The 13,527-nt window shown below is 67.1% G+C and carries 4 protein-coding genes, 1 tRNA gene and 2 rRNA genes (1 of these 7 running past the window's edge); 1 reads left to right on the top strand and 6 read right to left on the bottom strand.

Annotated elements, in window-relative coordinates; genetic code table 11:
- Nucleotides 1–2: 2 nt before the first annotated feature.
- A complete protein-coding gene (locus tag FHX78_RS08845) occupies nt 3–680 on the bottom strand; it encodes a response regulator (RefSeq protein ID WP_145866905.1) in 678 nt (225 codons plus the stop codon).
- A 307-nt stretch (nt 681–987) separates the two neighbouring features.
- On the bottom strand, nt 988–6,459 hold the full coding sequence (locus tag FHX78_RS08850; RefSeq protein WP_145866906.1) for a HAMP domain-containing protein: 5,472 nt from the start codon (nt 6,457–6,459) through the stop codon (nt 988–990).
- 415 nt (nt 6,460–6,874) lie between these two features.
- Between FHX78_RS08850 and FHX78_RS08860 the strand changes: the two genes are divergently transcribed.
- Entirely contained in the window at nt 6,875–9,628 is a 2,754-nt protein-coding gene (locus tag FHX78_RS08860) for a SpoIIE family protein phosphatase (RefSeq protein WP_145866907.1), read from the top strand.
- A 68-nt stretch (nt 9,629–9,696) separates the two neighbouring features.
- Here the strand turns inward: FHX78_RS08860 and FHX78_RS08865 are convergent.
- The 4 genes from FHX78_RS08865 to FHX78_RS08880 all read right to left on the bottom strand — a co-directional run.
- Nucleotides 9,697–9,769, bottom strand: a tRNA-Thr gene (locus FHX78_RS08865).
- Nucleotides 9,770–9,845: 76 nt separating this feature from the next.
- Nucleotides 9,846–10,508: a DegT/DnrJ/EryC1/StrS family aminotransferase gene (locus FHX78_RS08870; RefSeq protein ID WP_167531957.1), complete on the bottom strand. Its 663-nt coding sequence runs from the start codon at nt 10,506–10,508 to the stop codon at nt 9,846–9,848.
- Between the two features lie 114 nt (nt 10,509–10,622).
- Nucleotides 10,623–10,739 (bottom strand): 5S ribosomal RNA (gene rrf / locus FHX78_RS08875).
- 84 nt (nt 10,740–10,823) lie between these two features.
- Nucleotides 10,824–13,527 (bottom strand): 23S ribosomal RNA (locus FHX78_RS08880) (it continues 417 nt past the right edge of the window).

Consider the following 13,527-nt stretch of genomic DNA (forward strand, 5'->3'; position numbering starts at 1 on the left):
GGTCAGTTCTGCGGCGGCACCGACGGCGGGCCGCCCGCTCCCGGTTCGAGGGCGTCCAGCGCCCGGCGCAACCCGGTGAGCTTGCGCTCGAGATGAGCCGCCGTGGCCACCGCGGCCGCGTCGGTCGACTCGTCGTTGAGCTGCTTGGTGAGCGCCTCGGCCTGCTCCTCGACGGCCGCGAGCCGCGCCGAGAGCTCGGCGAGCAGCCCCGCCGACTCCTTCGACTCCTCGGAGTCCTTCTCGCCGCCGTCCAACTGGAGCCGCAGCAGCGCCGCCTGCTCCCTCAGCTGGCAGTTCTTCATGTACAGGTCGACGAAGACCGAGACCTTGGCGCGCAGCACCCACGGGTCGAACGGCTTGGAGATGTAGTCGACCGCACCCGCCGCGTACCCACGGAAGGTGTGGTGCGGTCCGTGGTTGATCGCGGTGAGGAAGATGATCGGGATGTCCCGGGTCCGCTCACGGCGCTTGATGTGCGCGGCGGTCTCGAAGCCGTCCATGCCCGGCATCTGCACGTCCAGCAGGATGACCGCGAAATCGTCGGTGAGCAGTGCCTTGAGCGCTTCCTCCCCGGACGATGCCCGCACCAGCGTCTGATCGAGCGCAGAGAGGATCGCCTCCAGCGCCAGCAGATTCTCCGGCCGGTCATCGACCAGGAGGATCTTGGCCTTCTGCACCATGGCCCGCCCTCCTCGCCCCGGCTTGGGGCCTCCCCTGTCCGCAGGACCTGGGGACGCACCGGTGGGTACCGCCCCAGGGGACGACTCCCTTGCGCCGCCCGTCCTTGTGCCGGTCATCGTAGCCGCACCCCGCCCGTCGACACACCCTGTCACCGCGATGTCACTGTGCACGTAGCAGAAACGCGGCGGGAGACCAGAAGGTTCCCCGAATCCCGTACTTCTACACGACTTCGCGCACACCGCGTCGGCAACTCGGCGTGAACACCGAACCTTCCCGCCACGTTCGCGCCCCCTCCGTACGCCCCCCTCACTCCCCCCGCATCCACTGTTCCATCACCGTCAGCAGGTGATCGGGGTCGACCGGCTTGGTCACGTAGTCGGAGGCGCCCGACTCGATGGCCTTCTCACGGTCGCCCTTCATCGCCTTCGCGGTGAGGGCGATGATCGGGAGCCCGGCGAACTGCGGCATCCGCCGGATCGCCGTGGTCGTCGCGTACCCGTCCATCTCGGGCATCATGATGTCCATCAGGACGACCGCCACATCGTCGTGCTGCTCCAGCACCTCGATGCCCTCGCGGCCGTTCTCCGCGTACAGCACCGACAGGCCGTGCTGCTCCAGGACGCTGGTCAGCGCGAAGACGTTGCGGATGTCGTCGTCGACGATCAGCACCTTCTGCCCGCCGAAGCGGATCCCGCGGCGCGCCGGCCGGGGCGACGGCTCCTGCTGCTCGACCCCCGACCACTGCTCCAGCTCCGCGGCGGGCCGCTGCTCCGGCTGGGGCGCGATCCTGCGGCGGCGCCTGAACAGCGCGGCCGGACCGCTCTGGGTGTCCCGGTACGACTGCACCTCCGCCGGCGTCTCGACCTCCGGCGCGGACACCTCGGCCGAGGCCACCAGGTCACCGGCCTCCAGCGCGGGCATGGGCTGCTGGTAGCCGTTCGGCGGCAGCTCACTGGGGTGCAGCGGCAGGTACAGCGTGAACGTCGAGCCGCGGCCCGGCTCGCTCTGCGCGTGGATCTCACCGCCGAGCAGCTGCGCGATCTCCCGCGAGATCGACAGCCCCAGCCCCGTACCGCCGTACTTGCGGCTGGTGGTGCCGTCGGCCTGCTTGAACGCCTCGAAGATCACCCGCATCTTGCTCGCCGCGATGCCGATGCCCGTGTCGCTCACCGAGAACGCGATCAGGTCCGCGTCCGGATCGGTCAGCGAACCGGCCTCCAGCAACTGCTCCCGGATCCGCTGCGGAACGTCGTCCCGGGCCGGCCGGATGACCAGCTCGACCGATCCGGAGTCGGTGAACTTCACCGCGTTCGACAGCAGGTTGCGCAGAACCTGGAGCAGCCGCTGCTCATCCGTGTGCAGGGTGGCCGGCAGCTCCGGGGACACCCGCACCGACAGGTCCAGGCCCTTCTCCGCGGTCAGCGGCCGGAAGGTCGCCTCCACGTAGTCCACGAGCTGGACCAGCGCGATCCGCGTCGGGGAGACGTCCATCTTGCCCGCCTCGACCTTCGACAGGTCCAGGATGTCGTTGATGAGCTGCAACAGGTCCGACCCGGCACCGTGGATGGTCTCGGCGAACTCCACCTGCTTCGGCGAGAGGTTGCCCTCCGCGTTGTCGGCCAGCAACTTGGCCAGGATCAGCAGCGAGTTGAGCGGCGTCCGCAGCTCGTGCGACATGTTGGCCAGGAACTCGCTCTTGTAGCGCATCGACACCGCGAGCTGCTCGGCACGCTCCTCCAGGACCTGCCGCGCCTCCTCGATCTCGGTGTTCTTCACCTCGATGTCGCGGTTCTGCCGGGCCAGCAGCTCGGCCTTCTCCTCCAGTTCGGCGTTGGACGCCTGCAGCGCCTTCTGCCGCTGCTCCAACTCCGCCGACCGCTCCCGCAGTTGCTCGGTCAGCTCCTGGGACTGCGCCAGCAGCCGCTCGGTCTTGGTGTTGACCGAGATGGTGTTGACGCTCGTCGCGATCATCTCGGCGATCTGGTTGAGGAAGTCCTTCTGGATGTGCGTGAACGGCGTGAACGAGGCCAGCTCGATGACGCCGAGCACCTTCCCCTCGAACAGCACCGGCAGCACGATCACCTGCGCCGGCGGCGCCTCCCCGAGCCCCGAGGAGATCTTCAGATAGCCACTGGGCGCGTTCTCCACCAGGATCGTGCGCTTCTCCATGGCCGCCGTCCCGATGAGCCCCTCACCGGGACGGAAGGACGTCGGCATGGACCCCATGGAGTAGCCGTACGAGCCGAGCATGCGCAGCTCGAACCGGTCGGCTTCGGCGCCGTTCACGTCCTCGCCGTCGACCAGGGGCATCGCGAGGAAGAACGCGCCGTGCTGCGCCGAGACCACCGGGGTCAGCTCGCTCATGATCAGCGAGGCCACGTCCTCCAGGTCGCGGCGGCCCTGCATCAGCGCGGAGATCCGGGCCAGATTGCCCTTGAGCCAGTCCTGCTCCTTGTTCGCGATCGTGGTGTCGCGCAGGTTGGCGATCATCTTGTTGATGTAGTCCTGGAGCTCCTGGATCTCCCCGGACGCGTCCACGTCGATCTTCAGGTTCAGGTCGCCGCGGGTCACCGCGGTCGCCACGCGCGCGATGGCCCGCACCTGCCGGGTGAGGTTCCCGGCCATCTCGTTCACCGACTCCGTCAGGTCCCGCCACGTACCGTCGACGTCCCGCACGCGGGCCTGGCCGCCCAGCTGGCCCTCCGTGCCCACCTCGCGGGCCACGCGCGTGACCTCCTCCGCGAACGAGGACAGCTGGTCGACCATCGTGTTGATGGTCGTCTTCAACTCCAGGATCTCGCCGCGCGCGTCGATGTCGATCTTCTTCGTCAGGTCACCCTTGGCGATCGCCGTCGTCACCATGGCGATGTTGCGCACCTGACCGGTCAGGTTGGACGCCATCTGGTTCACCGACTCGGTGAGGTCCTTCCACGTGCCGGCCACACCCGGCACATGCGCCTGACCGCCCAGGATGCCGTCCGTGCCCACCTCGCGGGCCACCTTGGTGACCTGCTCGGCGAACGCGCTCAGCGTCTTCACCATGATGTTGATCGTGTCGGCGAGCTGCGCCACCTCACCGCGCGCCTCGATGCTGACCTGCCGCGTCAGGTCGCCGTTGGCGACGGCGGCGGACACCTGGGAGATGTTGCGCACCTGAGTGGTCAGGTTCTTCGCCATCAGGTTGACGTTGTCGCTCAGGTCCTTCCAGATGCCCGTGACACCGGGCACGTGCGCCTGGCCGCCCAGAATGCCCTCGGTGCCCACCTCACGGGCCACCCGGGTCACCTGCTCGGCGAACGACGACAGCTGGTCCACCATCGTGTTGACGGTGGTCACCAGCTCGAGGATCTCGCCCTTGGCGTCGACGGTGATCTTCTTCGACAGGTCGCCCTTGGCGACCGCCGTGGTGACCTCGGCGATGTTGCGCACCTGGAGGGTCAGGTTGTTCGCCATGCCGTTCACCGACTGCGTGAGGTCCTTCCAGGTGCCGGAGACACCCTGCACCTCGGCCTGACCTCCGAGGATGCCCTCCGTACCCACCTCACGGGCCACCCGCGTGACCTCCTGGGCGAACGACGACAGCTGGTCCACCATCGTGTTCAGGGTGTTCTTGAGCTCCAGGATCTCCCCGCGCGCGTCCACGGTGATCTTCTGCGACAGGTCACCGCGCGCCACCGCGGTCGCCACCTGGGCGATGTTGCGCACCTGCGCGGTGAGGTTGCCGGCCATGCCGTTCACCGAGTCCGTCAGGTCCCGCCACACACCGGCGACCCCGGGCACCTGCGCCTGACCGCCGAGACGGCCCTCGGTGCCCACCTCACGGGCCACCCGCGTCACCTGGTCGGCGAACGACGACAGCTGGTCCACCATCGTGTTGATGGTGTTCTTCAGCTCCAGGATCTCCCCGCGCGCGTCCACGTCGATCTTCTGCGACAGGTCACCGCGCGCGACGGCGGTCGTCACCTGCGCGATGTTGCGCACCTGACCGGTCAGGTTGGACGCCATCGAGTTGACGGAGTCGGTGAGCTCCTTCCAGGTGCCCGACACCCCGTCCACCTGCGCCTGACCGCCCAGCCGGCCCTCCGTGCCCACGTCCCGCGCCATCCGCGTGACCTGGTCGGCGAAGCTCGACAGCTGGTCCACCATCGTGTTCACGGTGTTCTTCAGCTGGAGCATCTCGCCGGAGACGTCCACGGTGACCTTCTGCGACAGGTCGCCATTGGCGACCGCCGTCGTCACCTGGGCGATGTTCCTCACCTGTCCGGTGAGGTTGCGGAACGCCGTGTTGACGGAGTCCGTCAGGTCCTTCCACGTCCCGGCCGCCCCCGGCACCTGCGCCTGGCCGCCCAGCTCACCCTCGACGCCGATCTCCCGCGCCACCCGCGTGACCTCGGCACCGAACGCCGACAGCTGGTCGACCATCGTGTTGACGGTGTTCTTCAGCTCCAGCATCTCGCCGGCCACGTCCACGGTGACCTTCTGCGACAGGTCACCATTGGCGACCGCCGTCGTCACCGCCGCGATGTCCCGCACCTGAGTGGTCAGGTTCCGGAACACCGTGTTCACGGAGTCCGTCAGGTCCTTCCACGTCCCCGCGGCGCCCGGCACGTTCGCCTGACCGCCCAGCCGCCCCTCGGCCCCGACCTCGTTGGCGACCCGCGTGACCTCGTCGGCGAAGATCCGCAGCGTCTCGGTCATCTGGTTGATCGTCTCGGCGAGCTGCGCGACCTCGCCGCGCGCCGGCACCGTCACCTTCCGCGACAGGTCACCGTTGGCGACCGCGGTCGTCACCTCGGCGATCCCGCGCACCTGCGCCGTCAGGTTCCCGGCCATGGTGTTGACGGAGTCGGTGAGCTCCTTCCACACGCCGTCCACCCCGGGGACCTGCGCCTGGCCGCCCAGCGCCCCCTCGGTGCCCACCTCGCGGGCGACGCGTGTCACCTCGGAGGAGAACGCGGAGAGCTGGTCCACCATCGTGTTGACGGTGTTCTTCAGCTCCAGCATCTCGCCCTCGACGTGCACGGTGACCTTGCGGGACAGGTCACCGCGCGCGACGGCCGTCGTCACCAGCGCGATGTCGCGCACCTGCGCGGTCAGCCGCTCCGCCATCGTGTTGACGGAGTCCGTCAGGTCCTTCCACGAACCCGACATGCCGCGCACCTGGGCCTGACCGCCCAGCTTGCCCTCGGTCCCCACCTCGCTGGCCACCCGCGTGACCTCGTCGGTGAACGTCGACAACTGGTCGACCAGGTTGTTGACGGTCCGCCCGACCTTCAGGAACTCGCCCCGCAGCGGATGCCCCGACCCGTCCGGCGCCTGCGTACGCAGCTCCATGCGCGGCGACAGATCACCCTCGGCGACCGCCGACAGCACCCGGCTGACCTCGGACACCGGCCGCACCAGGTCGTCGACCAGCGCGTTCGAGTGGTCGATCGCGGTCGCCCAGGAGCCCTCGGAGGCCCCGGTCTCCAGCCGCTCAGTGAGCTTGCCCTCACGCCCGACCATGCGGCGCACCCGCGCCAGCTCACCCGTCAGATGGAGATTGCGGTCGGCCACCTCGTTGAAGACCGCCGCGATCTCCGCCATCACGCCGTCGCCGGTCACCGTGAGGCGTTTGCGGAAGTTCCCGTCCCGCATCGCCACGAGGGCCCCCATCAGACGGTTCAGGGCCGCCGTGTCCACCGTCGTGGTCCCGCCCCGCGCCCTTCCCTGCCTACTCAGGGACTGTCCGCCTTTCGCGCGCGTGTTCGTGCCCCGCGTCGCTGCGCCAGACTCCACTGTGTCCCTCCCGCAGGGGTCGACCGTTACCGCTGTACTCGAGCACACCTCCAGGGCGTACCCGTCACTACCGCACTGTTCCTGTACTACTGCGATTTCCTGCCCGACGTTCCGAGCCGCCGCCAGGGGGGCTGCTGCCCACCCGACGCGGAAGACACACGGCCTGTCCGGACCTTCACAACAAGCCTGCCCAGTGTTTCACCCCCGCCGAACCAGGCCATAACAGTTCGGCAGCTTCGCACATCGTCCGCACACCCGCCGGACGGAGAACACCTCCGGACGGAATCACAGCCGACCGGCATCCGCTCGGACCGCGAAGGTAAGTAACCTTGCATCCGGCTGTCCAGCCACGCCGGTCCGTCCGGCCTGGGCGGTGGCACGGAGTCGAGCGGGCATCGGAGGGGCGGCCGCACACATGACCACCGGACTGATCCCGGGGGAGCAGCCCCCGGACCCGCGGCCGACTGACGGCCTGCCGCAGCAGCGGCGCGAGCCGGTCGGCCAGGGAGCCATGCCCGTCGAGAACCGGTCGAGGAGTTCTGTGATCACCGCGCGCGCGGCCGCCAGTTTCGAGCCCGTCGGGCGATCTGTCGCGAGCGCCCGCTCCTTCGTCCGCGACACCCTCCAGGGCTGGGGCTTCGGCGACATCGTCGACGACGCCGTCGTTCTCACCAGCGAACTGGTGACCAACGCCGTCGTCCACGCCGGCACCTCCGCCGACCTGCTCTGCCTGCGCAGCAACGTGGGCGTGCGGATCGAGGTGGCCGACCGGTACCCCGAGCGCGAGGTCCCCCTGCAGGGATCGCCCATCAGCATGGGCAGCCCCGACCGCGAGGGCGGCCGCGGACTCCAGCTGTGCGCGGCCCTGGCCGGCCACTGGGGCGTGGACTACACGCCCACCCACAAGACCGTCTGGTTCCAGCTGGACCTTCCCGAACGCCCGGTCGGCACCCGCAGCGCCGGCCCCTCCCTGCCGGCCCACCTCCTCCCCCTCGCCGACAGCCGGGTCCGCGTCGCCGTCGTCCAGATCGACCGGACCGGTTCCGTCTCCGCCTGGAATGAGGACGCCGAGGACCTCTTCGGCTACGCCGCCGAACAGGTCACCGGCAAGCCGCTCACCGACTTCGCGGCCTGGCCGCACACCCCGGGCACCAGCACCGGCATCGCCGACGCACTGCGGCTCTCCCGCTGGGAGGGCAGCTACGGCATCCGCGGCGCGGGCGGCCGGGTCATCCCGGTGTACGCCTCCCACCTGCGCGTCCGTGACACCGACGGCGAGCCGTCAACGGTCTGTCTCCTCGTGAGGGACCACGAACGGGCGGTTCTGCAGACCCCGCTGCGCGGACCGGCCTCCGACACGTCCGGCACCTCCGAGGGCCAGAGCACCGACCCGTTCGAGGTGTTCATCGGCTCCCCCGCCCCGGACGACCTCGACGGCCTGCTCCAGCGCACGGTGGAACGCGCCCGCGACATGCTCGACGCCGACTCCGCCTTCCTGCTCCTCGCGACCGACGACGAGACGGAACTGGAGGTCCGCGCCTCCACGGGCCTGCCCTCGGCCCGCCAGCGCTTCGCCCGCGTCCCCGTCGAGGCCGGCCCCGGCCGCTACGGCTCGGCCCGTATGCCGGCCGTCCACGAGGACCTCAGCGCCGTCCCCGGCGCGGTCCCCCTGCTCAACGGCACCGGCATGCGCTCGGTCGTCACCGTCCCGCTGAAGGTCGAGGGCCGCCTCACCGGATCCCTGGGCGTCGCCGCCGAGGCTCCGGGCAGGTACTCCAACGAGGAGGCGCTGCGTCTGCAGTTCGCGGCCGACCGCATCGCCCTCGCCGTGGAGTCGGCCCGCCTGGGCGAGCTGGAGCGGCTGCGCCGCGGCTCGCTCAGCTTCCTCGTCGAGGCCTCCGACCTGCTGGCCGGCACCCTGGACCGGGACCAGACCCTGGCCCTGATGGCCCAGATGACGGTCCCCACGCTCGCCACCTGGTGCGCCGTCTACACGATCGCCGACCAGGCCTCCGAGCCCTATCTGTCCTACGTGCTGCACGAGGACGAGGAGCTGATCGACGGCATCAAGTCGCTGCTGTCGAAGATCTCCCCGCCCGACCCGGTCCCCACCCCCGGCGCCCGCGTCTGGTCGGCCCCCGCGGAGGTCGCCCACCAGGCGGCGCTGCGCAGCTCCATGCGCAGCCTCGGCCTGAGCGGTGGCCCGACCCACCACGTCACCCCGGGCATCGGCCCGACGCTCGCCACGGCCTCCGCGGTCGGGGGCGAGACCGTCGTCCTGCCACTGGTCGCCCGCAACCGCGTCATCGGCATGCTCACGCTCGGCAAGCCGACCGACGAGCACTTCCGCCAGGAGATCCTGGAACTCGCCGAGGACCTCTCCCGGCGGGCCGCCCTGGCCCTGGACAACGCCCGCCTCTACTCCGAGCGCACGGCCATCAGCCAGTCCCTCCAGCGCAGCCTCCTGCCGCCCGAGCTGCCGCTGATCGACGGCGTCGAGGTCGAGGTCATCTACCGCGCGGCCGGCGAGGGCAACGAGGTCGGCGGCGACTTCTACGACCTGTTCCCGATCAGCGACGGCGCCTACGGCTTCGCCATCGGCGACGTCTGCGGTACGGGCCCGAACGCGGCGGCGGTCACCGGCCTCGCCCGGCACGCGCTCCGGCTGCTGGCTCGTGAGGGCCTGAGCGGCCCCGCCGTCCTGGAGCGCCTGAACTCGGCGATCCTCGACGAGGGGGCCCGCAGCCGCTTCCTCACGCTGCTCTACGGCGAGATGCGCCCGCAGGAGGACGGCAGCGCGGAACTGAAGGTGGTCTGCGCCGGCCATCCGCTCCCCCTGCGCCTGCGCCAGGACGGCACGGTGGAACCGGCAGCCGAGCCCCAGCCGCTCCTCGGCGTCCTGGAGGACCTGGAGCTGTACGAGCAGACGGTCACCCTCGACCCGGGCGACGTCCTTCTCTGTGTCACCGACGGGGTCACCGAACGCCGTGAGGGCAGCCGGATGCTGGGCGACGACGGTCTCGCCGACGTCCTGACGACCTGCACGGGGCTGACGGCCGGCGCGGTGGCGGCCCGCATCATGCGCGCCGTGGAACGGTTCGCCACTGACGCGCCGTCCGACGACATGGCCATCCTGGCCATGCGCGTACCCGGCCTGCACAAGGACTAGAAACGGAAAGACACCGGAATCCGGGCATGCGAAAGGCCCCGCCCGATCGGGCGGGGCCTTCCTGCCGGAGCCCCCAAACGGAATCGAACCGTTGACCTTCTCCTTACCATGGAGACGCTCTACCGACTGAGCTATAGGGGCCTGTTGTCGCTTCCGGGTTTCCCCCGCGGCAACGGAATAGATCATACCCCGAACGAGCCCGTGCTCCCAACCACGCTCAGAGAGCCGGTTGCAGCAGCCCGCCCAGCGCATTGCACGCGGAGGCGATCCGCTGCATGTCCCGCTTGGTGAGCGAGGCGTCCACGGGAAGCGCGAGCGTCTCGTCGGCGGCCCGCTCGGTCTCGGGCAGGGACACACACCGCCGGAACTCGGGCAGTCGGTGCACGGGGGTCTTCACCGGCACCCGGCACTCAACGCCCCTGGCCCGTATGGCCCGTGCGAAGGCGTCCCGGTCGGGCCGCCCGTTCCCCGGCACCCGCACCACGTACTGCTGATAGGTGTGCCCGACCCCGCCCTCGGGCGTGCGCACACCCCTCAACCTGGCGTCGAGGAACGCCGCCCGTTCCCGCCGCTGGGCTATCTCGTCGTAGGGCGCCTCGGATTCGGCGTGCTCCAGCACCAGCAGCCCGTGCCGCCGGCCCAGCGCGTGCAGTCGCGCGACGTCGGCTGGCCTGCCGAAGCGGTGGACGGCAACGACCGCCGCCGTCCGCTGGGTTACGGCCGCCTCCACCGCGGCCGGCTCCAGGCAGTACGTCGCCGCGTCTATGTCGGCGAACACCGGCAACGCCCCTGCCAACGCAACGGCCTCGGCGACCTCCACGTTCCCGAAGGCCGGCACGACGACCTCGTCACCGACTCCGACACCAGCGGCCCTGAGCAGTGCAGCAGTACCCATGCACTGGATGCTGGTTGCGCAACGTGAACTTCAAGTGACGCGCAACAAAAAAGGGTTGGACCCTGAACCGAAGTTCGGGGTCCAACCCTTTGAATGATTGTTCGGCGGCGTCCTACTCTCCCACAGGGTCCCCCCTGCAGTACCATCGGCGCTGTAAGGCTTAGCTTCCGGGTTCGGAATGTAACCGGGCGTTTCCCCTACGCTATGACCACCGAAACACTATGAAACAATCAACCGCACCACGCTGTGGACGTGGGGTTGTTCGTGGTTTCAGAACCAACACAGTGGACGCGAGCAACTGAGGACAAGCCCTCGGCCTATTAGTACCGGTCAACTCCACACGTTACCGTGCTTCCATATCCGGCCTATCAACCCAGTCGTCTACTGGGAGCCTTACCCTCTCTAGGAGGTGGGAGCCCTCATCTCGAAGCAGGCTTCCCGCTTAGATGCTTTCAGCGGTTATCCCTCCCGAACGTAGCCAACCAGCCATGCCCTTGGCAGAACAACTGGCACACCAGAGGTTCGTCCGTCCCGGTCCTCTCGTACTAGGGACAGCCCTTCTCAAGACTCCTACGCGCACAGCGGATAGGGACCGAACTGTCTCACGACGTTCTAAACCCAGCTCGCGTACCGCTTTAATGGGCGAACAGCCCAACCCTTGGGACCGACTCCAGCCCCAGGATGCGACGAGCCGACATCGAGGTGCCAAACCATCCCGTCGATATGGACTCTTGGGGAAGATCAGCCTGTTATCCCCGGGGTACCTTTTATCCGTTGAGCGACGGCGCTTCCACAAGCCACCGCCGGATCACTAGTCCCGACTTTCGTCCCTGCTCGACCCGTCGGTCTCACAGTCAAGCTCCCTTGTGCACTTACACTCAACACCTGATTGCCAACCAGGCTGAGGGAACCTTTGGGCGCCTCCGTTACCCTTTAGGAGGCAACCGCCCCAGTTAAACTACCCATCAGACACTGTCCCTGATCCGGATCACGGACCCAGGTTAGACATCCAGCACGACCAGACTGGTATTTCAACGACGACTCCACAACCACTGGCGTGGCCGCTTCAAAGTCTCCCAGCTATCCTACACAAGCCGAACCGAACACCAATATCAAACTGTAGTAAAGGTCCCGGGGTCTTTCCGTCCTGCTGCGCGAAACGAGCATCTTTACTCGTAGTGCAATTTCACCGGGCCTATGGTTGAGACAGTCGAGAAGTCGTTACGCCATTCGTGCAGGTCGGAACTTACCCGACAAGGAATTTCGCTACCTTAGGATGGTTATAGTTACCACCGCCGTTTACTGGCGCTTAAGTTCTCAGCTTCGCCCGGACGAATCCAAGCTAACCGGTCCCCTTAACGTTCCAGCACCGGGCAGGCGTCAGTCCGTATACATCGCCTTACGGCTTCGCACGGACCTGTGTTTTTAGTAAACAGTCGCTTCTCGCTGGTCTCTGCGGCCACCCCCAGCTCAAGCAGCAAGTGCTCTCACCGGACGTGGCCCCCCTTCTCCCGAAGTTACGGGGGCATTTTGCCGAGTTCCTTAACCATAGTTCACCCGAACGCCTCGGTATTCTCTACCTGACCACCTGAGTCGGTTTAGGGTACGGGCCGCCATGAAACTCGCTAGAGGCTTTTCTCGACAGCATAGGATCATCCACTTCACCACAATCGGCTCGGCATCAGGTCTCAGCCACAAGTGCGACGGATTTACCTATCGCACGGCCTACACCCTTACCCCGGGACAACCACCGCCCGGGATGGACTACCTTCCTGCGTCACCCCATCACTCACCTACTAACCGCTTGGGCCGGCGGCTCCACCACTTTCCTTTCCCCGAAGGGTCCGGAACGGCTTCACGGCCTTAGCATCACGATGCTCGATGTTTGACGCTTCACAGCGGGTACGGGAATATCAACCGGTTATCCATCGACTACGCCTGTCGGCCTCGCCTTAGGTCCCGACTTACCCTGGGCAGATCAGCTTGACCCAGGAACCCTTAGTCAATCGGCGCAAACGTTTCTCACGTTTGTATCGCTACTCATGCCTGCATTCTCACTCCTGAACCGTCCACAACTCGCTTCCGCGGCTGCTTCACCCGGCACACGACGCTCCCCTACCCATCACAACACCCGTTAGGGCTATACGCTGCAATGACACGACTTCGGCGGTACGCTTGAGCCCCGCTACATTGTCGGCGCGGAATCACTAGACCAGTGAGCTATTACGCACTCTTTCAAGGGTGGCTGCTTCTAAGCCAACCTCCTGGTTGTCTCTGCGACTCCACATCCTTTCCCACTTAGCGTACGCTTAGGGGCCTTAGTCGATGCTCTGGGCTGTTTCCCTCTCGACCATGGAGCTTATCCCCCACAGTCTCACTGCCGCGCTCTCACTTACCGGCATTCGGAGTTTGGCTAAGGTCAGTAACCCGGTAGGGCCCATCGCCTATCCAGTGCTCTACCTCCGGCAAGAAACACACGACGCTGCACCTAAATGCATTTCGGGGAGAACCAGCTATCACGGAGTTTGATTGGCCTTTCACCCCTAACCACAGGTCATCCCCCAGGTTTTCAACCCTGGTGGGTTCGGTCCTCCACGAAGTCTTACCTCCGCTTCAACCTGCCCATGGCTAGATCACTCCGCTTCGGGTCTTGAGCGTGCTACTGAAACGCCCTATTCGGACTCGCTTTCGCTACGGCTACCCCACCCGGGTTAACCTCGCAACACACCGCAAACTCGCAGGCTCATTCTTCAAAAGGCACGCAGTCACGACGCAAGGACAAGTCCTTGCGCGACGCTCCCACGGCTTGTAGGCACACGGTTTCAGGTACTATTTCACTCCGCTCCCGCGGTACTTTTCACCATTCCCTCACGGTACTATCCGCTATCGGTCACCAGGGAATATTTAGGCTTAGCGGGTGGTCCCGCCAGATTCACACGGGATTTCTCGGGCCCCGTGCTACTTGGGTGTCTCTCAAACGAGCCGCTGACGTTTCGACTACGGG

Origin of the sequence: Streptomyces capillispiralis (assembly GCF_007829875.1) — a bacterium.
Lineage (GTDB): Bacteria > Actinomycetota > Actinomycetes > Streptomycetales > Streptomycetaceae > Streptomyces > Streptomyces capillispiralis.

Bases quoted from the DNA above. Each gene is read 5' to 3' on its own strand.
- FHX78_RS08845 (WP_145866905.1), bottom strand. From the start codon at position 680: ATGGTGCAGAAGGCCAAGATCCTCCTGGTCGATGACCGGCCGGAGAAT.
- FHX78_RS08860 (WP_145866907.1), top strand. From the start codon at position 6,875: ATGACCACCGGACTGATCCCGGGGGAGCAGCCCCCGGACCCGCGGCCG.